This is a genomic window from Bacillus sp. FSL L8-0654 (assembly GCF_038629965.1).
In the GTDB taxonomy this organism is placed as follows: domain Bacteria; phylum Bacillota; class Bacilli; order Bacillales; family Bacillaceae; genus Bacillus; species Bacillus safensis.
The window spans coordinates 2,391,263-2,417,579 of sequence record NZ_CP152026.1 but is presented as its reverse complement, the minus strand read 5'-3'; the positions used below and the strand labels follow the sequence as shown (position 1 = coordinate 2,417,579).

At 41.7% G+C, this 26,317-nt stretch carries 29 protein-coding genes and 1 pseudogene; 23 read left to right on the top strand and 7 right to left on the bottom strand.

All coding sequences use genetic code 11. From position 1 onward, the window contains the following. Nucleotides 1–160: 160 nt before the first annotated feature. From MHH65_RS12485 to udk, 4 genes are read left to right on the top strand one after another with little or no spacing between them, the layout of a single operon-like run. A complete protein-coding gene (locus MHH65_RS12485) occupies nt 161–826 on the top strand; it encodes an O-methyltransferase (RefSeq protein ID WP_039180249.1) in 666 nt (221 codons plus the stop codon). Beyond that, on the top strand, nt 823–1,752 hold the full coding sequence (locus MHH65_RS12480; RefSeq protein ID WP_041118091.1) for a peptidase U32 family protein: 930 nt from the start codon (nt 823–825) through the stop codon (nt 1,750–1,752). The genes MHH65_RS12485 and MHH65_RS12480 overlap by 4 nt, the downstream gene beginning before the upstream one ends. A gap of 20 nt (nt 1,753–1,772) precedes the next feature. Further along, a complete protein-coding gene (locus MHH65_RS12475; RefSeq protein ID WP_098676983.1) occupies nt 1,773–3,041 on the top strand; it encodes a U32 family peptidase in 1,269 nt (422 codons plus the stop codon). 7 nt (nt 3,042–3,048) lie between these two features. Then, a complete protein-coding gene (udk, locus tag MHH65_RS12470; protein ID WP_024423106.1) occupies nt 3,049–3,681 on the top strand; it encodes a uridine kinase in 633 nt (210 codons plus the stop codon). 52 nt (nt 3,682–3,733) lie between these two features. Here the strand turns inward: udk and MHH65_RS12465 are convergent, their stop codons facing one another. Then, the gene (locus MHH65_RS12465; RefSeq protein ID WP_255290962.1) at nt 3,734–3,916 is read right to left on the bottom strand and encodes an Ig-like domain-containing protein; all 183 of its coding nucleotides are present in this window, start codon (nt 3,914–3,916) and stop codon (nt 3,734–3,736) included. 788 nt (nt 3,917–4,704) lie between these two features. On the opposite strand from MHH65_RS12465, the gene greA reads away from it, so the two are divergent. From greA to MHH65_RS12450, 3 genes are all read left to right on the top strand, one after another. Further along, nucleotides 4,705–5,178, top strand: coding sequence for a transcription elongation factor GreA (gene greA / locus MHH65_RS12460; protein WP_008358505.1), 474 nt, complete (start codon nt 4,705–4,707; stop codon nt 5,176–5,178). 50 nt (nt 5,179–5,228) lie between these two features. Further along, nucleotides 5,229–6,971, top strand: coding sequence for a penicillin-binding protein 2 (locus MHH65_RS12455; RefSeq protein ID WP_268416835.1), 1,743 nt, complete (start codon nt 5,229–5,231; stop codon nt 6,969–6,971). Nucleotides 6,972–7,038: 67 nt separating this feature from the next. After that, nucleotides 7,039–7,704: a YrrS family protein gene (locus tag MHH65_RS12450; RefSeq protein ID WP_268416834.1), complete on the top strand. Its 666-nt coding sequence runs from the start codon at nt 7,039–7,041 to the stop codon at nt 7,702–7,704. A 218-nt stretch (nt 7,705–7,922) separates the two neighbouring features. Here the strand turns inward: MHH65_RS12450 and MHH65_RS12445 are convergent, their stop codons facing one another. Continuing rightward, nucleotides 7,923–8,126: a YrzA family protein gene (locus MHH65_RS12445; RefSeq protein WP_024423103.1), complete on the bottom strand. Its 204-nt coding sequence runs from the start codon at nt 8,124–8,126 to the stop codon at nt 7,923–7,925. A 186-nt stretch (nt 8,127–8,312) separates the two neighbouring features. Between MHH65_RS12445 and MHH65_RS12440 the strand changes: the two genes are divergently transcribed. The 7 genes from MHH65_RS12440 to MHH65_RS12410 all read left to right on the top strand — a co-directional run bounded on the left by MHH65_RS12440 (nt 8,313) and on the right by MHH65_RS12410 (nt 12,993). Next, entirely contained in the window at nt 8,313–8,954 is a 642-nt protein-coding gene (locus tag MHH65_RS12440; protein WP_268416832.1) for a class I SAM-dependent methyltransferase, read from the top strand. Between the two features lie 15 nt (nt 8,955–8,969). Then, complete coding sequence (gene mtnN, locus MHH65_RS12435; protein WP_024423101.1) at nt 8,970–9,665, top strand: 5'-methylthioadenosine/S-adenosylhomocysteine nucleosidase; 696 nt, start codon at nt 8,970–8,972, stop codon at nt 9,663–9,665. A 46-nt stretch (nt 9,666–9,711) separates the two neighbouring features. Further along, entirely contained in the window at nt 9,712–10,635 is a 924-nt protein-coding gene (locus tag MHH65_RS12430) for a cysteine synthase family protein (protein WP_098676980.1), read from the top strand. 1 nt (nt 10,636) lies between these two features. After that, the gene (locus tag MHH65_RS12425) at nt 10,637–11,785 is read left to right on the top strand and encodes a bifunctional cystathionine gamma-lyase/homocysteine desulfhydrase (protein ID WP_098676979.1); all 1,149 of its coding nucleotides are present in this window, start codon (nt 10,637–10,639) and stop codon (nt 11,783–11,785) included. Nucleotides 11,786–11,857: 72 nt separating this feature from the next. Continuing rightward, entirely contained in the window at nt 11,858–12,088 is a 231-nt protein-coding gene (locus MHH65_RS12420) for a YrhC family protein (RefSeq protein WP_058839017.1), read from the top strand. Nucleotides 12,089–12,537: 449 nt separating this feature from the next. Then, entirely contained in the window at nt 12,538–12,672 is a 135-nt protein-coding gene (locus tag MHH65_RS12415; protein WP_065214597.1) for a YrzI family small protein, read from the top strand. A 165-nt stretch (nt 12,673–12,837) separates the two neighbouring features. Continuing rightward, nucleotides 12,838–12,993, top strand: coding sequence for a hypothetical protein (locus MHH65_RS12410; protein WP_223251019.1), 156 nt, complete (start codon nt 12,838–12,840; stop codon nt 12,991–12,993). Between the two features lie 43 nt (nt 12,994–13,036). Here MHH65_RS12410 and MHH65_RS12405 read toward each other — a convergent pair. Continuing rightward, nucleotides 13,037–13,111, bottom strand: a pseudogene (locus MHH65_RS12405) (YjcZ family sporulation protein); the annotation flags it as partial. Nucleotides 13,112–13,430: 319 nt separating this feature from the next. On the opposite strand from MHH65_RS12405, the gene MHH65_RS12400 reads away from it, so the two are divergent. The 7 genes from MHH65_RS12400 (at nt 13,431) to MHH65_RS12370 (ending at nt 20,961) form a co-directional block, all read left to right on the top strand. Next, nucleotides 13,431–14,033: a methyltransferase domain-containing protein gene (locus tag MHH65_RS12400; protein WP_024427897.1), complete on the top strand. Its 603-nt coding sequence runs from the start codon at nt 13,431–13,433 to the stop codon at nt 14,031–14,033. A gap of 401 nt (nt 14,034–14,434) precedes the next feature. Beyond that, on the top strand, nt 14,435–15,649 hold the full coding sequence (fdhA, locus tag MHH65_RS12395) for a formaldehyde dehydrogenase, glutathione-independent (RefSeq protein ID WP_081124612.1): 1,215 nt from the start codon (nt 14,435–14,437) through the stop codon (nt 15,647–15,649). An 85-nt stretch (nt 15,650–15,734) separates the two neighbouring features. Next, the gene (locus tag MHH65_RS12390; protein ID WP_098677048.1) at nt 15,735–16,508 is read left to right on the top strand and encodes a class I SAM-dependent methyltransferase; all 774 of its coding nucleotides are present in this window, start codon (nt 15,735–15,737) and stop codon (nt 16,506–16,508) included. Nucleotides 16,509–16,549: 41 nt separating this feature from the next. After that, nucleotides 16,550–17,302 (top strand): glucose 1-dehydrogenase, encoded by a 753-nt coding sequence (locus MHH65_RS12385; RefSeq protein ID WP_061109396.1) that lies wholly within the window; start codon nt 16,550–16,552, stop codon nt 17,300–17,302. Between the two features lie 371 nt (nt 17,303–17,673). Beyond that, nucleotides 17,674–18,894 (top strand): MFS transporter, encoded by a 1,221-nt coding sequence (locus MHH65_RS12380; protein WP_024427902.1) that lies wholly within the window; start codon nt 17,674–17,676, stop codon nt 18,892–18,894. A 70-nt stretch (nt 18,895–18,964) separates the two neighbouring features. Continuing rightward, complete coding sequence (locus MHH65_RS12375) at nt 18,965–20,005, top strand: 2,3-butanediol dehydrogenase (RefSeq protein WP_024427903.1); 1,041 nt, start codon at nt 18,965–18,967, stop codon at nt 20,003–20,005. 125 nt (nt 20,006–20,130) lie between these two features. After that, entirely contained in the window at nt 20,131–20,961 is an 831-nt protein-coding gene (locus tag MHH65_RS12370; RefSeq protein WP_024427904.1) for a manganese catalase family protein, read from the top strand. Between the two features lie 35 nt (nt 20,962–20,996). Here MHH65_RS12370 and MHH65_RS12365 read toward each other — a convergent pair whose 3' ends face one another. From MHH65_RS12365 to MHH65_RS12350, 4 genes are read right to left on the bottom strand one after another with little or no spacing between them, the layout of a single operon-like run. After that, a complete protein-coding gene (locus MHH65_RS12365) occupies nt 20,997–21,710 on the bottom strand; it encodes an amino acid ABC transporter permease (protein ID WP_024427905.1) in 714 nt (237 codons plus the stop codon). Nucleotides 21,711–21,722: 12 nt separating this feature from the next. Further along, a complete protein-coding gene (locus MHH65_RS12360; RefSeq protein ID WP_024427906.1) occupies nt 21,723–22,421 on the bottom strand; it encodes an amino acid ABC transporter permease in 699 nt (232 codons plus the stop codon). Beyond that, a complete protein-coding gene (locus MHH65_RS12355) occupies nt 22,418–23,278 on the bottom strand; it encodes an amino acid ABC transporter substrate-binding protein (RefSeq protein WP_024427907.1) in 861 nt (286 codons plus the stop codon). Before MHH65_RS12355 ends, MHH65_RS12360 begins: the two co-directional genes overlap by 4 nt. Next, nucleotides 23,275–24,039, bottom strand: coding sequence for an amino acid ABC transporter ATP-binding protein (locus MHH65_RS12350; RefSeq protein WP_024427908.1), 765 nt, complete (start codon nt 24,037–24,039; stop codon nt 23,275–23,277). Before MHH65_RS12350 ends, MHH65_RS12355 begins: the two co-directional genes overlap by 4 nt. Nucleotides 24,040–24,183: 144 nt before the next feature. On the opposite strand from MHH65_RS12350, the gene MHH65_RS12345 reads away from it, so the two are divergent. Then, the gene (locus tag MHH65_RS12345; RefSeq protein WP_034280002.1) at nt 24,184–25,347 is read left to right on the top strand and encodes an acyl-CoA dehydrogenase family protein; all 1,164 of its coding nucleotides are present in this window, start codon (nt 24,184–24,186) and stop codon (nt 25,345–25,347) included. A gap of 125 nt (nt 25,348–25,472) precedes the next feature. Further along, nucleotides 25,473–26,261: a BPU family class D beta-lactamase gene (gene blaBPU / locus MHH65_RS12340; RefSeq protein WP_098677047.1), complete on the top strand. Its 789-nt coding sequence runs from the start codon at nt 25,473–25,475 to the stop codon at nt 26,259–26,261. Nucleotides 26,262–26,317 lie beyond the last annotated feature (56 nt).

Below are 26,317 nucleotides of genomic sequence, written 5' to 3'. Positions count from 1 at the left end.
TTTTTCGTTGGAATCTCCATTTTATAGGTTCGCAATTGCCACTTCTTTGTGGTAAAATATATCGGGTTGTTTTTACTTAGATGAACGAAAGATTGACGAGAAAGAGAGCTGCAATAGGCAGGACTCTTCTTTTTCAGGTCATGAAGGAGCTAGACAGATAATGACTATCGAAGATGATCGAATAAATGATTATATTGAACATTTAATTCACCCAAGTCCTGATGCAATCGCTCAATTAGAGATCTATGCCAAAGAGCATCATGTGCCAATTATGGAAAAGGTGAGCATTGAGCTTTTACTGCAGCTGCTTTCGATGAAAAAGCCGAAAAAAATTCTTGAGGTTGGGACAGCGATTGGCTATTCCGCCATTCGAATGGCAACAGCTCTGCCAGATGCTGAGATTTATACGATTGAGCGCAATGCAAAGCGCTATGAAGAAGCAACACGGAATATTGAGGAATTAAAGTTAAAAGAAAGAATACACGTGTTTTTTGGTGATGCGATGGAATCGGCTAAAACGGTTCAAACGATGGCGCCCTATGATGTGATCTTTATTGATGCCGCAAAAGGGCAGTACAAGCGTTTTTTTGAATTGTTTGAACCGATGCTCGCTCATGACGGAATGATTATTACAGACAATGTCTTATTTAAAGGCTTAGTGGCAACGAATTATGAAGAAGAAATTGAAGATAAACGAAAAAAACAATTAATTGGAAAAATTGATCGATACAATCAATGGCTCATGTCAAACCCTGATTTCCAAACGTGCATTATTCCAGTTGGAGACGGGATCGCCATTAGTACAAAAAGAGGTGACCAATCATGAAGAAACCAGAATTGCTTGTGACGCCAAGCAGCGTGTCAGACGTACTGCCATTAATTGAGGCAGGAGCTGATGCATTCTTAATAGGCGAACAAACATACGGTATTCGTCTTGCAGGTGAGTTTTCAAGAGAAGATGTGAAACAAACGGTAGAGCTTGCACATGCCCATCACAAAAAAGTGTATGTGGCGATGAATGCGATTTTTCATAATGACCGCGTGCAGCTGCTTGGAGATTATTTAACCTTTCTCGATTCATTAAGCGTGGACGGCGTCGTTTTTGGAGACCCAGCCGTGATCATGGCCGCAAAGGAAACAGGAGTGAACCTGAATCTTCACTGGAGTACAGAAACGACTGGAACCAACTATTACACTTGTAACTATTGGGGCAGAAAAGGCGCATCGCGTGCTGTTCTTGCTAAAGAGCTGAACATGGACAGTGTGATCGACATCAAAGAAAATGCTGAGGTGGAGATTGAAATTCAAGTTCATGGCATGACATGTATGTTTCAATCAAAACGTACGCTCATCGGCAACTACTTTGAATACCAGGGCAAACAAATGGACGTCGTAGGCAGAAATATGGAGGAAGGGCTATTCCTGCATGACCAAGAGCGTCAAAACAAATACCCTATTTTCGAGGATGCAAACGGGACACATATTATGAGTCCAAATGATGTGTGTATGATTGACGAATTAGAAGAGTTTGTTGACGCAGGCATTGACTCATTTAAAATTGACGGAATTTTAAAGTCACTTTCTTATATGACAGAGGTGACATCACTTTATAGAAAAGCAATTGATTTACTAACGACTGACAAAGACGCGTATGAAGATCAGAAAGAAGACTGGGTGAAGCGGATTGAAGAGATTCAGCCAGTGAATCGTTCGATTGATACAGGGTTCTTCTTTAAAGAAACGGTTTATTAAGATAAGAGGAGGCAGAGGAAATGGCATTATTGAAAGATGGTATTTCTGAAATGATTGATGGGAAACGTGTCATTACAAAAAAACCAGAACTGCTTGCACCCGCAGGAAACTTGGAAAAGCTGAAAATTGCTGTACATTACGGAGCTGACGCTGTTTTTATTGGCGGGAAAGAATTTGGACTTCGCTCAAATGCAGATAACTTTTCAATTGAAGAAATGGCAGAAGGTGTCGCATTTGCAAACAAATATGGTGCACGCATTTATGTGACAACAAATATCTTCGCTCACAATGAAAATATGGACGGGCTGGAGGAATACCTTCAAGGGATCGAAGGCGCTGGAGTAGCAGGCATTATTGTAGCTGATCCACTGATCATTGAAACATGTAAACGTGTTGCACCGAAGCTTGAAGTCCATTTAAGCACACAGCAATCTCTTTCAAATTGGAAAGCTGTTCAGTTTTGGAAGGAAGAAGGGCTTGAGCGTGTGGTGCTCGCACGTGAAACTAGTGCGCTAGAAATTAGAGAAATGAAAGAAAAGGTCGATATTGAAATCGAAACATTCATTCACGGTGCGATGTGTATCGCATACTCTGGCCGCTGCGTGCTCAGTAACCATATGACGGCAAGAGATTCTAACCGCGGAGGCTGCTGCCAGTCCTGCCGCTGGGATTATGATCTTTATAAACTAGAAGGTTCTGAGGAAGCGCCTTTATTTGGTGAGGAAGATGCGCCATTTGCAATGAGTCCAAAAGATTTGAAGCTTGTTGAATCCATTCCTCAAATGATCGAAATGGGAATTGACAGCTTAAAAATCGAAGGACGGATGAAATCCATTCATTATGTTGCCACTGTTGTAAGTGTATACCGCAAAGTCATTGATGCGTATTGTGCTGACCCAGACAATTTTGTCATTCAGCAGGAATGGTTAGATGAATTAGATAAATGCGCAAACCGTGACACAGCACCAGCCTTTTTCGAAGGCGTACCAGGAACGGATGAACAAATGTTTGGCATTCATGGAAAGAAAACGACATTTGATTTCGCAGGTCTTGTTCTTCATTATGATGAAAAAGAACAAATCGTGACATTGCAGCAGCGTAACTTCTTTAAGCAAGGCGACGAAGTCGAATTCTTCGGACCAGAAATTGAGAATTTCACATGCAAAATTGAAACAATTTGGGATGATAAAGGAAATGAACTAGATGCTGCTCGTCATCCGCTGCAAATCGTCAAATTCAAGCTTGATCAAAAAGTATACCCTAGCAACATGATGAGAAAGGGGAAATAACAGCCACATGAGGAGTAAACCAGTTGTCATTGGTATTGCTGGCGGCTCAGGTTCAGGTAAAACGAGCGTCACCAATTCAATCTATGAAAAATTTAAAGGACATTCCATCCTCATGCTTCAGCAAGACTTATATTACAAAAATCAAAGTCATATGCCATTTGAAGAGCGCCTGCTCACGAACTATGATCATCCGCTTGCATTCGACAATGACCTGATGTTTGAGCATTTGGAACAGCTCCTAAGATACGAATCCATTGAAAAACCAATATACGATTTTAAACTAAACACACGTTCAGAAGAGACGGTTCATGTTGAGCCGAAGGATGTCATTATCGTTGAAGGTATCTTTGCGCTCGAAGACGAACGTTTGAGAGACTTAATGGATATTAAACTGTATGTTGATACAGATGCAGACCTTCGCATCATCCGCCGCATTTTACGCGATACGAAGGAAAGAGGCCGGTCGATCGATTCTGTCATTGAACAATATGTATCTGTTGTCAGACCGATGCATAATCAATTCATTGAACCGACGAAACGATACGCCGATATCATCATCCCAGAAGGCGGCCAAAACCATGTGGCGATCGACTTAATGGTGACAAAAATTCAAACGATTCTTCAAAACCGAGCAGAGTAAATGGTGGAGAAGAAAAAGACCTTTACAGTGTAAAGGTCTTTTCAGCATCATCTTACCAAACTCTCACAAAAACTTGTCCTAAGACAGACGTTCCTTTATAAAGAGTGATAGTGGCATCGCCACGTGAATGAGCGGTCACTAGCCCACTAGAGCTTACAGAAGCAACACTCTGGTTATCGGTCCAATAACGTGTTGCTGCAGCATTATAGACTGAGCATTGCTCACCAACTCTCATAGGTAAATCGTAATTTTGAATCGAAATTTACATCTAATGTTTTAAATCCCGAGGAGCAGCTATTGACTGTGAAATCCGCTGTTTCTTTGGCTGAAGCCATGCCCATTAGTGAAAAAGATAAGGTAGAGATGGATAGAACAGAAACAATTGTTTTCTTCATGTTCATTTAAAACACTCCCTAGCATGTATTTGGTCTTGCATTGATAAAATCCAACAAAAACCAAATATTCCCTTGTTAATATTTGTTAATTGTGTGTGAACATTTATTAAAGCAGCATTCTCGGGAAAAACTTAAGGGTTTGATATGATAAGAAAACAATGAAGAAAAGAAGAGATGGAGAAATCACTACCACATAGCGAAAGAATGAAGTTGAAAAAGTATATTAAAAAAACGACAAACAAATCATCACAAATTTTCAAACAATTCTTGATCAAAATGCAATTTTGTAATAATATAGCATAGACATATCGTACACTGACCATATTATGTATTGGAAGATGGAGAATGGATAAGCTATTCTTCTACATATGATCGAAATGGCCGAACGAGGTACAGGAGCTTCCTGTGCCTTTCCACAGTTTGTGCGATTTTAGACCGCTGCGAGTGGTCCTGTCTAATTAAAGGCATAATAGTTGCATCTAAAAGGGACGCCATGTAAGATGGACTTTTACGAATATGGTACAGAAGGAATGAGGGCCTGAACATGTCCTCATTCTTGTATATTTCAGTCGTCACTCACGTGCAGAAAGTTTGTATGATGAGGATTAATAGAAGGAGTGAATGATTCATGGCACAAGAGAAAGTATTTCCAATGACAGAAGAAGGAAAACGTAAATTAGAAGAAGAGCTTGAATATTTGAAAACGGTTAAACGTAAAGAGGTTGTAGAGCGTATTAAAATCGCTAGAAGTTTTGGAGACCTCTCTGAAAACTCGGAATATGATTCTGCTAAAGAAGAGCAGGCGTTTGTAGAAGGCCGTATTACAACGCTTGATAATATGATTCGTAATGCTAAAATTATCGAAGATGAAGGAAACTCAAATGTGGTTTCACTTGGTAAAACGGTGACATTCGTTGAATTACCAGACGGGGAAGAAGAGTCTTACACAATTGTTGGAAGTGCAGAAGCTGATCCGTTCGAAGGCAAGATTTCAAACGATTCACCTATTGCAAAAAGCCTTTTAGGTAAACAAGTAGACGACAAAGTAACCGTTCAAACACCTGGCGGAGAAATGTTCGTCCAAATTGTAAAAATTTCATAATCACGTTTATCAGGTAAACACCTCGTCCACAATAGGGACGAGGTGTTTTTATGCGCAAAAAAAGAAGAATTCAATGGACAGGTGCGATTATTTTTATACTATTGCTCGGTCTTCTGATGAGACTGGCAGAAATTCAGCTGTTCTTCACAGAATCGTTTTCAAAGCTTGATATCAATTTAATACAAGAAAGTGTCAAACAGCGAACAGAAGAAGTCGTTATTTCAGACGGGCGCGGTGAGTTTTTAGATCGAAACGGCCAAGCACTTCTTACAAAAGAACAGCCTGCGGTTATCTTATTTCCTTTCCTGCAATATGATCTTCCACGCTTGCAGCAAACCGCCTCTATTCTTGAGATGGAAGAGGATGAACTCAAAAAACAGTTAACAGAAACGAAAAAACCTCTCATTTTAAAAGATGACATCACGAAAAAAAAACTGAAAGACATCAATGATATGAAATATTCAGGTGTGTACGGCGTATATATGAAAGAGAAGGACAAAAAAAGACTTGCCCTCCACACATTAGGTTTCACAAGCGAAAATCCAGAACTACTCAGAAAGCGTTATCCTGACAAAAAAGAGCTTTCCATACGTACTGAAATCGGCACATTTGGGCTGGAAAGCACCTTTGACGAATTTCTATTACCCGAGCAAGACACAAAATTGTTATATCATGTGGACGGAAGGGGAAACCCTTTGTTCGGTATGGACGTCAAATATACAGCAGAAGCTCATTCCTTTTATCCACTTCAGGTACAGACAACGATAGATGAAGACATGCAGGCTGAAATGGAGAAGGTGCTCAAAGACCAAGGCGTTGAAAAAGGCGGTGCCGTTCTGCTCGACATTGAAAGCAGCAGTGTACTGGCAATGGCAAGTACCCCAAATGTCACAAGCAAAAATCGGCATGAGGCAAGAAATTACATGCTGACAGCGATTGCTCCAGGCTCTGTCTTTAAAACGGCAGTGCTTGCCGCAGCAATCGAAAAAAACCTTGACCAGCCACAAACCATGTATGACTGTCGAAAGAATTTATATGGAGAGCCTGAAGGAAAACAGGAAGTGCTGAATCTGACGGACAGTTTCTCGCAGAGCTGCAATTATACCTTTGCGGCACTTGCTGAAAAGCTCATTCAAACAGATGATCAAATCATCGAAAAGACGGCTGCAAAGCTTGGACTCATAGATCGAACTGGCTGGGAAGGGGATGTCTATCATAAGCAGCACTTCAAACAGTTTGATCGTGAAGAAACAGGCAGTGTGTGGGGAGATAAAAGAGACAAGCATGTCAAAAAAGCCATTGCACAAACCGCAATAGGACAAAAAAATGTGAAAACGACACCTCTGCAAATCGCGAATATGATGGCTGCGATTGCAAGAGGAGGAGAACGAAAAGAAGTGAAAATCGCAGAAAAAGTGCTGTATCAAAACGGAACAACGATGCTGTCCTTTCAAAACAAACGGCCTGAAGGGGGCAGCATTGACCGCTATACAGCTCAAAAGCTGCAAAAATTCTTAAGGCAGGTGGTGACCTCTGACAAGGGAACCGGAAGAAGGTTTCAAGATTTGCCATACGATGTAGCGGGAAAATCAGGTACTGCCCAAACCGGCAGTCAAGACAAAAAGGGGAATCCGCTTTATCATAAGTGGTTTGCTGGATACTTTCCGGTAGAAAAACCAAAATACGCCCTTGTCGTTGTTCACCTTGATGAGACAAGTGGCCGGGCTAAGACAAATGATGCGTTTTATGATATTGTAAAAAAGGTCAATGAAATTGAAAAGAAACAGACATAGAACATCCCTTCATGACATGTTAGAATAGTAACGACTTAGGGAACAGAGGCAAAGGAGTGCAGAGATTTTGAGTAGAAATTCTCGATTTGAACATCGTGATAAGCGCAGAAAGGCAAATATGGTGCTTAACATATTAATTGGTATCGTTGTGGTGCTTATTTTGGTTGTCGCATCGAGTTTGTTAATTTTTAATAAGCCGAAAGATCCAGATGTAGCGGATGCGCCATCAAAAACGGCACCTGCAACAAGTGAAAATAAACAAAACTCACAAGAAGATGTGAAAGATCCAAAGAAAGACACATCCAATGATTCAGATGCAAAAAAAGATGATTCATCTGATCAAGACGACGAAACGAAGAAGACAGATGATGAAGAAAAGCCTAATAAAGATGCGTTAAAAGACGCCAAAGAAACAGATGGCGGCAAAACAAGTGACGTAGACAAAACATACGAAAACGATGACTGGGAGCCTGTAGGAACAGAGCAATCCGGTTCACATACAGCAACCTATGATTCCAGCTCAAAAGACTGGAAAGAAATGATCAAAGCTATGTCCTATGCGACAGGAATTTCAGAAGATCAAATGACTGTTCTTTGGTTAGGAAATAACGGAGGTCCTCAAGATGCAAAAGGAACCATCCGTGATAAAACAACAGGTGAACGCTACCGCGTGGAAATTACGTGGGTAGATGAAAAAGGCTGGAAACCTGTGAAGGTTGAAAAATTAAGATAAACACGAAAAAAGATAGCAGATTGTTGACAAAGGGCTAAAATGATGTTTATTTTAGCCCTTTGTCTTCTTTTCAGCGTGATAGAAAACCTTTGCAGTCTAGGAAGGACGAGTACTGGAGCGGAGCGAATTTGACATTCGTGAGCACCGGCACGCAGAACTGACAACGAATGCGAGGGTTTGTCTACACGCTGAGATAGCAGATATGCTATCTTTTTTGTTTAGACATTCGCTTTAAAATGAACAACTGCTGTATACAAAATCCGCTCATCGATCACAGTCGTTTGATGACTGACAGAATGAACGGTCAGCAGAATCGCCTGATTATGTTCAATTTGTTTTTGGATCTTTTGTTCAAGTTCTTTTAAAGATGTTGCTTCAAAAAATTCTATTTTATCCTTTAAAAAATCCAGCTGAAAATCCATTTGATTCACCTCTCTATACTCTTCATTCATCTTAATCTCTCTCCTTCAGAAGGGCAAATGTTTTTCTGTCTCTCCCAGTATTTTTTAGTAGGAAAGAAACAGAAGTTGTGGTAGGATAGGAACTGTTCGACGGAATAAAACATACTATACGCATAGGAATAAATAGATAAAGTGGAGGGAAAGAAAATGGGACGCGAATTTCTTTCTTTATTTGATCATTGGGCCGACTCTTATGACGACACGGTAAGTGGTCATGACGAGCAGTATAGAGAAGTGTTTCGCCGGTATCCGGCTATTTTAAAAGAAATTGCCCGCCGTTCAGGCCAAGATGTTCTTGAGTTTGGAAGCGGTACGGGGAATCTAACAGCGCTGCTCCTTGCAGCTGATAAAAACGTGTTTGGTGTTGAACCATCAGATGCCATGAAGAAAGCGGCTCTTCAAAAAGGACTGCCAGATCTATTTCATGATGGGGATTTTTTATCATTTCCAGCGCCGCCTTTTGAGCCAGATACGATCGTCAGCTCATATGCATTCCACCATTTAACGGATGATGAAAAAAAACAAGCCATTCACACCTATAGCAACATCCTTCACTCAGATGGTAAAATAGTTTTTGCTGATACAATGTTTCAAAATCAAGCAGCACATCAAGCTCAGATCGACAAAGCGAGAGACGCAGGGTTCGATCAGCTTGCAGAGGATTTAGAAACGGAATATTATCCATCCATTGATGTGCTAAAGCAAATCTTTGAAGAAGAAGGTTTTAGCACGTCCTTTCATCAAATGAATGATTTTGTTTGGATCGTAGAAGCGAAGAAAAGGGAATGAAAGGATGTTTTTGATTTGAAAATCGCAGTTATAGGTGCAATGGAAGAAGAAGTGACGATTTTAAGAGATCAACTAAAAAATGCTACACAAGAAAACATCGCTGGGTGTGAATTTACAACAGGTGTTTATGAAGATAAAGAAGTGATTTTATTAAAATCAGGAATTGGAAAAGTAAATGCAGCGGTCAGCACAACATTACTGCTTGACCGCTTTCAGCCAGATTATGTGATCAATACAGGATCTGCTGGCGGTTTCCATCACTCATTAAATGTAGGTGATATTGTCATCTCTACTGATGTGAGACATCATGATGTAGATGTGACCATCTTTGATTACGAATATGGACAAGTGCCGGGACTTCCAGCTGCTTTCATTGCAGATGAAAAGCTTGTGAAGCTGGCAGAAGAATCTGCTTTAGAAATTGATCATATTCAAGTGGCAAAAGGAACGATTGCAACAGGAGATTCGTTTATGAATGATCCGGATCGTGTAGCGTTTGTGAGAGAGAAGTTTCCAGAGCTATATGCGGTGGAAATGGAAGCCGCAGCCGTTGCACAAGTCTGCCAGCTCTTTGGTACGCCATTTGTTGTCGTTCGAGCGCTATCAGATATTGCAGGGAAAGAATCCAATATCTCCTTTGATCAATTCCTTGAGCAAGCAGCGATTCACTCAACCGACCTTGTCTTGCGTATGATAAAGCAAACACAATAAAAGAAGGGGTTCCCCCCTTCTTTTCCATACAAAGGAAGGGAATCATATGGCTGTCATAAAGGATATTACTGAATTAATTGGCCGCACACCGCTTTTAAAGCTGTCAGGGATTGGCGTCCCAGAAGGCGTTGAGGTGTATGCAAAGCTTGAGATGATGAATCCAGGTGGAAGTATTAAGGATCGTTTAGGTGACATGCTCATCAGAGAAGCATTAGCATCTGGCAAACTGCGTCCAGGCGGAACTATTATTGAAGCAACTGCTGGAAACACAGGAATTGGGCTTGCCCTAAGTGCAAGAAAGCAGCAATTGCAGACCATTTTTTGTGTACCAGAACATTTTAGTCAAGAAAAACAACAACTGATGAAGGCGCTCGGTGCAGAGATTATTCATACGCCGAGAAAAGAAGGCATGAAGGGTGCGATTGATCGAGCCCTTGAATTAGAGGCAAGCCTTGACAATGCCTATTGTGTTTTACAATTTAAAAACCAAGTAAATCCATTGACTTACTACAAAACGCTCGGTCCCGAATTATGGTCCGACTTAAAAGGGAAGATCGATGTATTCGTGGCGGGAGCAGGATCTGGCGGAACTTTTCAAGGTTGTGCCGCCTATTTAAAAGAGCAGAATCAGGCGTTAAAAACAGTGGTTGTGGAGCCTGAAGGATCAATTTTAAATGGAGGGGACCCGGGTCCGCATAGAACGGAAGGAATTGGCCTTGAATTTATCCCAGATTATATGGAGCAGGCTTTATTTGATGAGATTTACACTGTCAGTGATGATGATGCGTTTCGAATGGTGAAAGAAGCAGCTGAAAAAGAAGGTGTTCTCATCGGCAGCTCTTCTGGTTCCGCTTTATATGCCGCTTTAGAGGAAGCAAAGAAAGCAGCACCTGGGACAGTCATTGTCACCATTTTTCCTGACAGCAGTGAGCGATATTTAAGTAAAGGAATTTATGAGGGAGGAAAATAGCATGAAACCAAAAACAATGATGATTCACAGCGGAACAACGGGTGATGAAAGAACAGGCGCCGTGTCTGTGCCGATTTACCAAGTAAGTACTTATAAGCAGCCGAAAGCAGGCGAACATACGGGGTATGAATACTCCAGAACAGCAAATCCAACAAGAACTGCCCTGGAAACAGTCATTCGTGATCTTGAAGGAGGAGCAAGCGGCTACGCATTTGGTTCAGGGATGGCAGCCATTACGGCTGTGATGATGCTGTTTAACAGCGGAGATCATATTGTGCTGACAGATGACGTGTACGGCGGAACCTACCGCGTCATCACAAAGGTGCTAAACCGTATTGGCATTACTGCAACCTTTGTTGACACAAGTGATCCTGAAGCAGTGAAAAAAGCCATTTTACCTGAAACAAAAGCCGTTTACATTGAATCGCCAACCAATCCTTTACTCAAAATGACGGATCTAAAAGCCATCAGCGAATTGACAAAAGAAGCCAACATCTTGCTGATTGTCGACAATACATTTTTCACACCGTATTTCCAAAAGCCGATTGAATATGGCGCAGACATTGTCTTGCACAGTGCGACTAAATATTTAGGCGGCCATAGTGATGTTGTAGGCGGGCTTGTCGTCACAGCGACAAAAGAGCTTGGAGAAGAACTGCACTTTGTTCAAAACTCGACAGGCGGAATTCTTGGACCGCAGGATTCATGGCTTCTCATGAGAGGGATGAAAACGCTTGGACTAAGAATGGAAGCACATCAACAAAATGCACAGAAAATCGCTGAGTTTTTAAAGCAACATGCAGCCGTCACACGTGTTTATTATCCAGGTCTCGATACTCACCCTGGACATGAACTTGCGAAAACACAAGCATCCGGCTTCGGCGGCATGATCTCTTTTGATATTGGAAAAGAAGAACATGTCGATGTATTTTTAAGCCAGCTTAAGCTGTTTACAATCGCAGAAAGCCTTGGAGCGGTAGAAAGTTTAATTTCTGTCCCAGCCCGGATGACCCATGCGTCCATTCCAAAAGACCGCCGGGATGAGCTTGGCATCACAGATGGTTTAATTCGAATTTCCGTCGGAATTGAAGATGTGGATGATTTACTCCATGATATCAAGCAAGGACTAAGCGCACTGGCGAATGGATAGATTTACATGCTCCTCGCTTTCTCTCACTATGTTAAGCTATGAATAGACATTGATAACTGGAAGGTGAAACAAGTGAAGAAAAAGTGGAGTGATTTAGTGACAGATTACAAGCAGTACGCTTTTATTTTGCTTGCTGTCAGCACCTTTATATATATTGGTACGATCTTACCGAACCAGCACATCGAAGCATCTCCAAAAATGCTGATGATGGGAATAGATTGTGTTTTCTTATTAGCAGCTTTTGTTTGTGTTAAACGCGCGATTTTCTTTCAAAAGAAACTGCAAGAATTAGATGAAGATTAATTCGAAAGCCTCCTCATTTGCCTGAGGAGGCTTTTTTTATTGTATTGGATAATCGGACAAGAATAACTGTAGAAATTTAGTCAAAAACACAAAATTCATCTATATGACTAAAAACAGGTTTACAAAATGGTGCTTGCTGGATATACTTACAAAGTAATTAAAAAAAACGTAAAGGAGGCTGAAGAATATGTTATTCGTATCTACTTGTGATCAATTCAACCAACAATTTCATCATGTCATCAGCCTGTGGAAGAGTTCGTGTCCTTCCTTTGCCTTATACGGTGCACGCTTCAAAACTGTTTAAGTAAACGAGGATTTCACACGTATCATCCATTGCAGGTTGGAAGACACTGTCTTTTGATCTGCATTTTTGTGTGCCCGCAGGTCAACTGATAAAGAAGATCTGCGGGCTATTTCGCGTGCTGCGAACTGAAGGGAGGTGAGCGTATATGACAATCCATTTATTTTTTATTACTTTGACGATTAAGCGGAAATACAAGGACATTGAGACCGTTCTTTACGAACAAGAAGTCGAAACAATTTATGAAGAAATGAAACAGAAACAACTAAAGTATATGAACTAAAACAGGAAATGAAAAATGTGAAAAGGAGGAGATTGACATGTTTATGATGCTTGCCATGCTTGATTGTTATACGATGGAGAAGGACCAGGTTTAGACACGCTCCACATTGATCACCTGCACATATGATACCGTAAAAGGTGATTGTGAGGTGATCAATGAATGTCGATGTCACCATATATGAGATTTCCGTCTGTGGGGCACGGGTATGCATCTATTCCGCATTCCTTAAAGCACGGATACGGCAATCCATACCGCATGCAAAGAGAGCAAGAGGAAATGCTCAGACGTTATATGTATCAGTACCGGACTTATTGGTATTAAAGAAAAGGAGCAGGAAACCATGACGTTTCCTGCTCCTTTTACGTTAGCAAATCCAGCTTGCACCAATGATGATCAACAAAATGAACAGTACAACAAGCAATGCGAATCCGCCTGCAAAACCGCCACCGTAGCCACCGCAGTAGCCTCCAGAATAACCGCCAAAGCCCATAATCTAGCACCACCTTTATCTAATCAAGATACATTTATAAATTATGCAGCTCATGCAGAAAACGAAATCAATCTGAGCACAAATAATGAAAACGCCTATTCGGGTTAAAAAAATTTTCACTTTCTGCGAAACATTTTCTGAAAAGGAGCGTCTTATAAAAGACAAATAAATTAGGACTAGGTCTTAATTTTTGTTAGGTGAGAGCCGATATGAAAAGTAAGAAAATTTGTAAATAGTTTTATTTACTGGTGAAAAGCAGGTGTTAACATTGATTCAAAGCTGGATTGGAAAACAAATGAGGGAACCAAAAGGCTTGTTCTCAAAATGGGTTGCCCGCTATATGGAAAAAAATCATCATAATATCAATGAATGGACGATTCAACTCTTAAATATACAAGAAAATGACCGAATTTTAGAAATTGGGACTGGAAGAGGCATCACCTTATCAAAGGTAGCTGAAAAACTTGACCGCGGAAAAGTATATGGAGTGGATGCCTCTCGTCATATGATTAAATATGCAAAAAGAAAACATAAGAAGCTTGCGGAACAGGACAAAGCCGTCATTACGCTTGGTAAGGCTGAGCAATTACCTTTTGAAGACAGATCATTCAATAAATTATTTACGGTGCAGACGATCTATTACTTGAAGGATATTGAACAAGTCATGAAGGAAGTGTACCGCGTACTTCAAGTGGATGGAGAAGTATTTTTATCCTTCCAAAAGCAGGAGCTGATCAACGAACAAAAACGGTCAACATCTTTTTCATCGTACAGTGAAGAAGAGATCAGCCGCCTGTTTTCAGCATATCACTTTAGAGAGGTCTCGGTTTATCACTATGATACATACATCTGTATCAAAGCCTTAAAATGATGAAAATATTTCCCAGGTAATGAACAAGCACTCAAAAAAGAGGCTCTTCGTCAGAGGAGCCTCTTTGCCTGCAATAAAAAAAGGCTCTTCATCAGAAGAGCCTTTTGTATGTAATGTAGGCGCCAGCCAGGTGTGTAAGGAATGATAGTATATATAAGGAATTTGTTTGTCGATTAAGGATACCTGTCTGGCTTATTTCTTATATCGACACCGTTCTGCAAAAGTTTAGCTTTTTTTTCAATTTTTTCTTTTTTATTTCACTGGAAGACACATTTTTCTTTCTCACATAGACATGTGCCTCCTTCTTTTTCACATAATGTGCTGTTTGAAGAAGGAAATTGCTTAAGAAATAGAGAAAATTGTAGAGACTTCATTTTTAAACAAAAGGGAGGAATGAAATCATGTCGGGAAACAAAGGTGTCGTTTATAAAGGAGCAGGAAAAGTAGCAGTTGAGGATATTGGATACCCTGATTTGGTCTTAAAAGACGGCCCGGGTGTACCTAAAGCCAATGTGGGACGCAAATGTGAGCATGGCGTCATTTTAAAAGTAGTGACGACGAATATTTGCGGAAGTGATCAGCACATGGTGAGAGGGCGTACGACTGCACCTGAGGGGCTTGTCCTTGGTCATGAAATTACAGGTGAAGTCGTTGAAGTTGGACGAGATGTAGAGTTTATTCAAAAAGGGGACCTCGTGTCCGTTCCGTTTAATATTGCATGCGGACGCTGCGTCATGTGTAAAGAACAAAAAACCCATGTGTGCTTAAATGTAAACCCGGACCGTCCAGGCTCTGCCTATGGATATGTAGATATGGGCGGATGGGTTGGCGGCCAATCCGAGTACGTCATGGTTCCATATGCAGATTTTCAGCTGCTCAAATTTCCAGACAAAGATCAAGCGATGGAAAAAATACTTGATCTCACGATGCTTTCCGATATTTTCCCGACAGGTTTTCATGGTGCTTATACGGCTGGGGTAAAGCCTGGTTCAACCGTTTATATTGCAGGTGCTGGGCCAGTAGGTCTTGCAGCAGCACATTCGGCTCAGCTGCTTGGCGCATCTGCTGTGATAGTTGGAGACCTGAATGAGCAAAGACTGGAGCAGGCAAGAAGCTTTGGCTGCGAGACGATCAATTTACGAAAACACGATCGAATCGGCGAGCAAATCACACATATTTTAGGAGAGCCAGAAGTTGATTGTGCCGTCGATTGTGTCGGCTTTGAAGCTTCGGGTCATGGAGATCAGGGAGAAGCACCAGCAACCGTTTTAAATACAATTATGGATATTACCAAAGTTGGCGGCAAACTTGGAATTCCAGGGCTTTACGTCACAGAAGATCCAGGAGCAGTGGATGCCGATGCAAAAGTCGGTTCTCTGAAAGTACGAATTGGACTTGGCTGGGCGAAGGCTCATACCTTTGTGACAGGCCAAACCCCTGTTATGCAATATCATCGCAGTCTAATGAAATCCATTTTAAGCGGAAGAGCACAGATCGCCAAAGCCGTCAATGCAACCGTCATCGACCTTGATCAAGCCCCTAAAGGATATAGTGACTTTGATTCGGGTGTGGCGAAGAAATTTGTGATTGACCCGCACGGAATGCTACCTCGATAAATTTTTAACATGAAAGGAGCCGCTCAATAAAATGGGACGGCTCTTTATTGTGGAAAATCCAATCTATTTCAAAGGGGAGGATCAGATGAATTCAGATCAGGCCAAAAAAAGAGTGGTAGAACAATTTGGGAGAAATGCAGAAAAGTATGTGACGAGTCAAACTCATGCAAAGGGAGCAGACCTGGATCTAATTGTTGAATGGGCAGCCCCAGAAGAAAGCTGGGTCGTACTCGATATAGCAACTGGTGGCGGGCATACCGCAAAAGCACTGGCTCCATATGTGAATCAAGTGTTTGCGACGGATTTAACAAAAGAGATGCTTTCTAATACATCACTTCATTTAAAAGCGTATCCACAAATTTTTTATGTAGTAGCGGATGCGGAAAACCTTCCTTTTTTAGATGGCACATTTGATATGGTCACATGCCGAATTGCAGCACACCATTTCCCGAACCCTGAACAGTTTGCCAAAGAGGCATCTCGTGTATTAAAGTCAAATGGTCTGTTTTTCTTTATTGATAATGTTTCGCCAAATGATGAAGAGCTTGCACTATTTATCAATGAGCTGGAAAGATTGAGAGACCCAAGTCATGTGTCCTGTCTATCTACAGAACAATGGCGGGAATTGTTTTATAAAGAGGGAATAAAAGAAGTAAGATCAATGGAACGAAAAAAACGTTACCCTTTTCAAGAATGGGTCAAGCGAACAACGAAAACTTTAAAGGAAGAAGAGATCGTTACAAAATACATGTTAGATGCTAACGAGAAAATAAAGCAATATTATAGATTGAACATGACAGAGGATCAGATAGAATCAATAGAGGTGGATGACTGGATTGCTCTTTTCAGGAAAGAATAAAAATAAATTATTCATACCAGTCATAGAAAGGAATCAATCATATGCTACATTTTCAAGGAAAAACCGTCATCATCACAGGCGCAGCCAATGGTATTGGTGAAGCGATCGCCTGCGGTTATGCAAAAGAAGGGGCGCGTGTGGTGCTTGCGGATATAGATGAAGAGAAGGGGAAGCGTTTGGAGGAGCAGCTGAGAAAGGAGTCCTATGAAGTTTATTTCATTAAAACGGATGTGAAACGGGAGAAGGATATTCAGCGCTTAATGTCGTTTGCTGCGGAGCACTGCAAAACGATTGATATTCTCATCAACAATGCTGGCGTCATGTGCACAGTATCGCCTTATGAGTTAACGGTCGATGAGTGGGATCATGTGCTGCATACAAATGTAAGAGGGGCTTTTTTATGCGCTAGAGAAGCAGCACGTTATATCAAAGAGAATCCAAACGGCGGTTCCATTGTGAACATTTCCTCTACCCGTGCGGCCATGTCAGAGCCTCATACGGAAGCATATGCTGCATCAAAAGGCGGGATTTCCGCGCTTACTCATGCCTTGGCGGTTTCTTTTAGTCAGGATCACATTACGGTGAATAGCATTTCCCCTGGATGGATTGAAACGAAAGATGAGAAAAGTCTTCGAGAAATTGACCATCAGCAGCATCTTTCCAATCGAGTGGGTACGCCAAAGGATATTGTGAAAGCCTGTTTTTATTTAACTGATGAAGACAATCAATTTGTGACCGGCACAGATTTGGTTGTTGATGGCGGCATGACTAGAAAAATGATTTATGCGGATTAACATGAAAAAAATATTGACGCTTTGATCGAGGCGCAGTACAATATGTAACAATTCAGCTGAAGATCGTGATGAAAAAAAGACACAGCGCAAATAGAGAAGAGTACATCATAGCTGCCCCACACAGAGAACTCCGTCAAGCTGAGAAGGAGCTGGGAAGCATGATGGAACCAAGCCTCTTAGCTCTGCACCGGATTCCCTCGGATGGTGGTGCAGCGAACTTCTCCCGTTACAGAGAAGGGTGAATGATCACCCGCTAAGGTTCATCTGGCAACAGATGAATGAACTGAGGTGGCAACGCGGAGTAAATCCCGTCCTCAAGACAGACATGTCTTGGGGGCGGGATTTTTTTATGACAAATAGGGGGGATCATGATGAAAAAACATTGGCGGGATATGAGTATTTTACTTGGAGCCATCGGGATTGCGAACATAGGAGAATGGATTTATATGATTGCCCTCCATTTGCTTATTTTTCAAGAAACGGGCTCTGTACTTGCTGTAACAGCAGTTTATTTGCTAAGACCGGCTGCTGCTCTTTTGACCAATAGCTGGTCCGGCAGTTTGATTGACAGGCTGAATCAGCGGAATGTGATGATCAGTTTAGATATTACCCGTGCTCTGCTCATTGCATGCATCCCTTTTGCCTTATTTTCAGGACATCTGATCATCCTGTATGTCATGGTGTTTTTCATACAGATGGCACAAGCGATGTTTCATCCAGCGTCGATGGTGTATATGACAGGACTAATCCCGGCGGATAACCGAAAACGGTTTAATGCCATTCGCTCTTTATTACAATCCGGTGGATTTTTACTTGGGCCCGCAGCAGCAGGTCTGCTCTTTCTCATCGGGACTCCTGTGCTTTCAATTTATGTAAATGCGATCTGCCTGTTGATATCTGCTTTGTTAACGATGTGTTTACCGAATTTGGTCAAAACAGATGCTGCCCAAAAGCGGTTTTCCCTTTCAATGTTAAAAGAGGATGCAAAGCTTGTTCTGCGTTTTAGTCTGACGTCACGCCAGATCATGACGGTATATTTATTATTTAGTGCCGCAATATCGGTCCTTCCTACGGCCATAGACTCACTTGAAACAGCCTTTGCAAAAGAAGTATTGATGCTGACTGATACACAATATGGCCTTCTTGTCAGTATAGCTGGAGCGGGTATTATCGCAGGGGCAAGTCTTAATTCGGTCATTGTCGAAAGGCTGTCAGTTTCGCTGATGCTTGGAATCGGCAGTTTGTTTGTGGCGTTTGGCTATCTTATTTATGCATTTTCCAGCAGTCTAGTTGCAGCCGCCGGTGGATTTTTTATATTAGCCTTCTTTTTAGCATTTGCGAATACAGGTTTTATGACGTTCTATCAAACAAATATCCCCGTAGAGGTGATGGGGAGGGTAGCCAGCTTTTATGCTTTGGTTGAAGCCATTCTGACGATGACCATGACAGGAATATTCGGCGGACTCGCTCATATTCTATCGATCAGAATTTCCGTCATCATCGGGTGTCTATGTATGCTTCTTATCTGTCTATTGCTATGTTTTGTCATCTTTCGTCCATTGACTGCCAAAAAAATAGTGCATCCTACTTAGAAAATTAAAAAAATTATGTTATCATTATTTAAGTAAGTTAATTAAATTGATGAGAAAAGGAGTCTTACAAATGAAAGCACTACGCTGGCACGATCAAAAGGACATTCGACTAGAGGAAATTGATGAACCAACAGTTGCTCCAGGAAAAGTGAAACTGAAAGTAAAATGGTGCGGCATTTGCGGTAGTGATTTACATGAATATTTAGGCGGACCGATCTTCATTCCTGTGAATGAACCTCATCCACTTACAAAAGAAAAAGCACCCGTTACACTGGGACACGAGTTCTCTGGTGAAGTTGTTGAAGTAGGAGAAGGCGTGAGCAATTACAAAGTAGGCGACCGAGTGGTTGTTGAACCTATTTTTGCAACTCACGGACATCAAGGTGCATATAACTTAGATGAAAACATGGGCTTTTTAGGGCTTGCCGGAGGCGGCGGTGGATTCTCTGAATATGTATCAGTCGATGAAGAATTACTTCATTTATTACCAGACGAAATCTCATATGAGCAAGGCGCGCTTGTCGAGCCTTCTGCAGTTGCTTTATATGCGGTTCGTTCTAGTAAAGTACAAGCTGGGGATACAGCGGCTGTGTTTGGCTGCGGACCAATCGGTTTACTTGTCATTGAAGCATTAAAAGCAGCTGGTGCTACTGATATTTATGCAGTTGAATTATCAAAAGAGCGCCAAGTGAAAGCAAAAGAGCTTGGAGCGATCATTGTTGATCCATCTCAGTATGAAGATGTTGTTCAAGAAATTGCTCGCCGTACAAACGGTGGCGTCGATGTTTCTTTTGAAGTGACAGGTGTACCTGTTGTATTGAAGCAAGCAATCCAATCAACTAGAATTTCAGGCGAAACAGTGATTGTAAGCATTTGGGAAAAAGGCGCGGAAATTATGCCGAATGACATTGTCATTAAAGAACGTACAGTAAAAGGAATTATCGGCTACAGAGACGTATTCCCATCTGTATTAAACTTAATGAGAAAAGGCTATTTCTCTGCAGACACACTCGTCACGAAAAAAATCAAGCTGGACGATGTGATCGAGGATGGCTTCCATGCATTAATCAATGAAAAAGATCAAGTGAAAATTTTAGTCAGTGCTGAATAAGTAAGATAACAAAGAGGATGGCATAAGCCATTCTCTTTTTTATGTATTCATATCATTTTCATAAAGAGAGCTGCGGTTGAATAGTGATAATTGAAAAGATGTTTAATGATAAGGGAGATGACATCATGTTTTATCACATCAAAGAATTGCAATATGAAGCAAAGCCCTCAAAGCCTGATCCGGTGTATGCAAAGAAATTACAAGAAGTATTAGGCGGTCAATATGGTGAAATCAGCGTGATGATGCAATATTTATTTCAAGGCTTTAATTGCCGGGCAGATCAAAAATATAGGGATTTATTATTTGACGTGGGAACAGAGGAAATTGGTCATGTCGAAATGCTGGCAACGATGATTGCGCGTTTACTTGATAATGCACCAGTTAAGGAACAAGAAGAGGCGTACCAAAGTGATCCTGCACTTGCAGCTGTCATGGGCGGAATGAACCCGCAGCATGCGATTGTTGCAGGTTTAGGGGCAATGGCAGCGGATAGTCAAGGATACCCGTGGAATGCCAAATACATCATTTCAAGCGGAAATTTAATGGCGGATTTCAGAGCCAATTTAAATGCAGAGGCCCAGGGCCGCCTTCAGGTCACAAGACTTTACGAAATGACAGATGACCGCGGCGTCAAAGATATGCTCTCCTTCCTCATTGCTCGTGATACATACCATCAAAATATGTGGCTTGCCGCAATTAAAGAATTAGAAGAGCGAGAAGGGGATGTCGTCGTACCAACCACCTTCCCTCGTTCACTAGAAAAACAGCAAGTATCCTATGACTTGTTTAACTTCTCAAGAGGGGAAGAAAGTAAGCAAGGCAGATGGGCACATGGCCGCAGCATGGATGGAAAAGGAGAGTTCAGATATATTTCTGCACCTGTCGTATTCGGCTCTGCACCAAAGCTCAAACCCGCACCAAAAGAACTATTTAACACACCAAAAAAGGGTGAATAAAAAAGTCGATCAGGTTTTTGGGCCTGATCGACTTTTTAACGTCCGAGAGTTCTTCCGTATACACTGACACGTTTCTCTAATAATGCAAAGGCTAATTCAAAGACAATGCTCAGCAGCCAATAGATCAAAGCAGAGACGAGATAAGTTTCTAAAAACTGATAGCCGTCATTTGCAATGATCCGGGAAATACCCATGATTTCGAGTACCCCAATTGTAAACGCAAGAGATGTCGCTTTTAATAACTGAACGAGCTGATTGCCTAGGTTTGGTAAGGCCACAACAAATGCCTGCGGCAAAATAATGCGTATCATCGCCTGACGTGTGGTCATGCCTACAATTTTTGCCGCTTCAAGCTGCCCTTTGTCTACTGCCAGAAGTGCACTTCGGACCACCTCTGTTAAATGAGCGGCTGAATGCAGGCTGAAGGTAATAAGAGCCACAGCTAAAGGGGAGACCATATCCGGATGAAAGGTCAGTCCGAATGTGCCGCTCATACTGGTTAGAAGAAAAGGGAGCCCATAAAAGAAAGCGAACAGTTGAACAATAAGCGGCGTTCCTCTAAAAAAGGAGACGTATAGCGTAACGAGCTGTCTGAGTACAGGGATGCGAAAGAGGCGAATGAAAGCAAAAACAGATCCGATCACAAGACTCACAGCCATGGAAACAAGAGCAATTAATAAGGTGAGAGGAACACCTTTTAGAATATGTGGTACTTGGTCAATCGCAAATGGAATATCAATGGTTTGCATCAAATCGCCTCCTTAACGTGACAGGCTGGTACGGCCTTTTACAAATTTCTTTTCAAGCAGCATGGTGATTAGTTCAATGCTCATACAAATGAGCCAGTACACAATCGCAATGATCACATACACTTCAAACATGCCGATTCCATAGTTATTTCCTAAGATGATCTTCACCTGTCCCATAATATCGATGAGTCCGATCGTAAAGGCAATCGCCGTGTCTTTCACAAGATCAATGGTGTAATTTCCGAGGTTTGGCAGGGCAATGAGAAAGGCCTGCGGGATAATGATCCTGATCAAGGCCTGTGTATCTGTCATCCCCACAATGTAGGCGGCTTCCAGCTGATCCTTCCCAACAGACGAATACGCACTGCGAAAAACTTCAGATAAATAAGCCCCCGTATGTAAAGAGAACGTCATCATCACAAATAACACACGATCCCAATGATTGATTTGAATTCCTGCCACAAGTAAAAGCTGAGGAAGTCCAAAATAAATTAAGAATAACTGAACAATTAATGGCGTACTTCGTGTAAAAGATAAATAGATAACAGCCAATTGCTTCAGCACTGGGATTTGTTTTATACGAATGCATGCAAATAAGAGCCCTATTATGATGGCGAAAAACAATGACACCGCAATAATGAGAAAAGTGAGTGGCAGGCGTTCAAGCACCTGTAAAAAAATTCGCAGCCAATCTCCAGCTGTAAACGTCATGACGCTTCCTTCCTTTCTTCATATTGATAGCCTTGCTCTGAGATGTAGTCAATATCTTGAAAGAAATCAACCCCAAACCACTTTTTCGCAAGCTTAGGTAGTGTTCCATCATCAATCATCTCTTGTGTGACCCGGTCCAAATCTGCTGCAAGCTGCTTCTCACTCGGCTGTAAGACAAGATAAATCGGCTCCTTTGACACAATGCCGCCAACTTTGACCTTTAGGTTGAGATGCTTTTGTATGGTATCGAAGGTCGAAATATTCATAAAAGCCGCATCAGACCGTCCGCTTTCAACGCGCTTTAAGTTGAGTTCATTTGAAGGGCTTTCAATGGTTGTCAGCGGAATATCTGGATCATGTTCTTCATTATATTGATTTAATATGGAACGCAATCCGCCGCTGGGACTGACAGGAGCGAGCTTTTTTGATGTCATATCATCAAGCGATTGAATATCCCGGTTTGATTCATTCACAATTAATCCTGTCATCGAATAGCCGTACGGAACTTGAGGGTAAAGAAACCGTTTTTCGCGTTCAGGGTTACTGAAAAACCAATTAGCTGCCATTTCAAACTTCCCTGCGCCAACACCAATTAAATTGGATTCTTCCTCGCCAAAGATGTAATCAAAATGTATGTGTGGAAGTCTCTTTTCCACTTCATTTAAATAATCAATGTTATAGCCAATCGGTTCGTTTCGGTCATTTGTGGCTAAAAAAGGTGGATTGACCTCTGCACTCAGTGCGACTTTCACAATTTGTTTTCCATCATCTGTTGTTGTTTTCACACTGCTGCAGCCAATCAGGGAGAGGAGAATCAGAAGGACACCAGCTGTCATGAATGCTGTCTTTTGCTTCATATGTCTTCCTCCGATCCTTGCCACATTCCGCGATGAATCCTAGATAAAAATTGTTTCGTTCGTTCATGCTGAGGCTTCATCAGGACGTCTTCTGGGGAGCCTTTTTCAACGATTTCCCCATCTGCCATAAAGATCACGGTATCCGCTACGTCCTTTGCAAACGAAATTTCATGCGTCACAATGACCATCGTCATCCCTTGGCTCGCAATATCTTTGATCATTTCAAGGATTTCTCCGACCATCTCTGGGTCCAGTGCGGACGTTGGTTCATCAAACAAAAGCACCGCAGGATTCATCGCAAGAGCGCGGGCAATTCCAATCCGCTGCTGCTGACCGCCAGATAATTCACTCGGAAATGCATCCTTTTTATGAAGCAGTCCAATCCGCGCTAAAAATTGCTCTCCAACCTTTTCAGCTTCTTTTTTAGACATGTTTTGGGACACAATCAATCCCTCTGTAATATTTTCAAGTGCTCGTTTATTTTGAAACAAGTGATAATGCTGAAATACCATGGAAGATTGCTGCCTTAGTTTTAAAAGATCTTTTTTATGATATCGTTCAAATTGAATCGTGGCTTCTCCAACAGTCAGCTCTCCTTTGTCTGGAATGTCGAGGCTGTTTAAACTGCGGAGAAGTGTTGTTTTTCCTGATCCGCTCGGTCCAATAATTGCGACCACTTCACCTTCTTGTACGGTGAAATCAATGCCTTTTAACACATGGGTCTGCCCATAAGATTTATGTAGATTAGTAGCTGAGATCATAAAAGCATCACGTTCCTTTGACAGATGTACTTAATATTGATAAAATTTAACACATTAAATCCTATAAGTAAAGTGTGTTTTATTCATTCCGATTGGAAAAATGAGATATCATAGATTGTGAGAAACAGAGGAGTTGGATACGTTTTGTCTAAAGCATTATTTGTCGATACCGATTTTCAAAAAACATGGCTTAATCAGCTGGAATCTCTTCGTGAAACGATTGAACAAAACGCAAAAAAACATGATGAAGGCGCTTATTTTCCTAAACAGAATATCGAATCATTAGTAAACATGGGATATACAGCCCTGTCTCTTCCCGCTGAATATGGAGGCGGGGGTCAATCTGTAACAGATATGGTTCTATTTCAAGAAACGCTTGGCAGCATGGACGGAGCGACTGCCTTATCGATTGGCTGGCACCAAGGAGTTGTTGGTGAAATTTATGAAAAGAAACTATGGAATGAGAAGCAGCTGCAATTTTTTGCGGAAGAAGTGAAGAAGGGGGCCCTTGTCAACCGCGCTGTGAGTGAGGCGCAGACAGGCAGCCCAACAAGAGGCGGCAAGCCTGGGACAACAGCGATGAAATCAGGTGATCGCTGGGTGATCAATGGACGTAAAATTTTCACAACAATGTCACCAGCTCTCACATACTTTTTAGTCGGCGTATGGATCGAAGAAAAAGAGGCGATGGGATTCTTCTTAATTCACCGTGACACAGAAGGTGTTTCTATAGAAGAAACATGGGATGTTGTCGGCATGAGAGGAACAGAAAGCCATGATTTAATCTTAGATCAAGTTGTGGTATCAGATGATATGCTTGTTGAAGTGCAAAAAGGACCTCGGGGCGGTACGTTAAACCCTTGGATCGCCCATATTCCTTCCTGCTATTTAGGAATTGCACAAGCGGCAAGAGACTATGCTGTACAGTATGCCATCACACATTCACCGAACAGTATCAGCGGAACGATTAGTGACCTGCCGAATGTCCAAACACTGATTGGCGAAATTGATTTACTACTAAAGCAAGCACGCCACGTCATCTATTCAACGACAACATTGTATGAAAAGCCTGAGAAAAGAGAGCTGTTAATCAATGAATTCGGTGCTGTGAAGCATACAGTCGTTAATCATAGTCTGCAAGTGGTCGATAAAGCCATGCGTTTAGTCGGTGCAAAAAGCTTAAGCCTCGGCTGTCCGCTTCAGCGTTACTATCGAGATATCCGGGCTGGGCTCCATAACCCGCCAATGGATGATATGACGATTTCAAAAATTGCGAAGCAGGCCATTGAAGAGAAAAAAGAAAGCTAATATGATCAAAAAGCCGGATGAAACCGGCTTTTTTTATTTGGCAGAAAAGAGGACAAGCGTACCTTATGTCTCATCACTCAGGCATGCTACAATCGATACAAATCATAGGAAAAGGAGCGATTTTTTTGAAGAAAAAGCATATGAAATGGCTGTTTTGCACCATCATGCTGATGGCATTTTGTATCGGCCAGCCTTCATCAAGTGAGGGAACATCTCCAGCGTGGTCAGTAGATGAATTCATGAAAGACCGGGAAGGCACATTTGTGATTCAAGAAGTAAAAGAAAAATCGCCATGGGTGTATAACAAAAAAAGAGCGAACAAGCGCTTTGCCCCACAATCGACATTTAAAGTGGCAAATGCCCTCATCGGACTCCAAACAGGCGCAGTGAGAGATGAATACGACATTAAATATTGGGACGGAGTGAAAAGAGAGATTGATAACTGGAATAAGGATCATACACTGGGCTCTGGTATGAGAGATTCAGTCGTCTGGTACTATCAAGCCATGGCGCGTGACATCGGAGAAGAACGCATGAGTCATTGGGTGAAAGCCATTCATTATGGGAACGAAGACATATCAGGCGGAATCGATCAATTTTGGTTAAGCAGTTCGTTGAAAATTTCTCCAGTAGAACAAGTCCATTTTCTCAAACAGCTATATGAAGAAAGTCTTCCATTTGACCTGTCTGTCATGAGAACCGTCAAACGAATGATGATACAAGAAGAAGAGAAACATGCCACCCTATACGGAAAAACAGGCTCCGGTTCAGGCATCGGCTGGTACGCAGGCTTCATCAAACATGAAAACAAAACCTACATTTTCGTCACAAATATCGAAGGCACCGGGCTAGAAGCAAAAGAAATTACCTATCGTATTTTGAAAAAATATCATTTGATTGAAGCATCCGTTTAGGGTGCTTTTTTTATATGAAAAAGGGGATATATTGATAAGTTGATGATATATGGGTT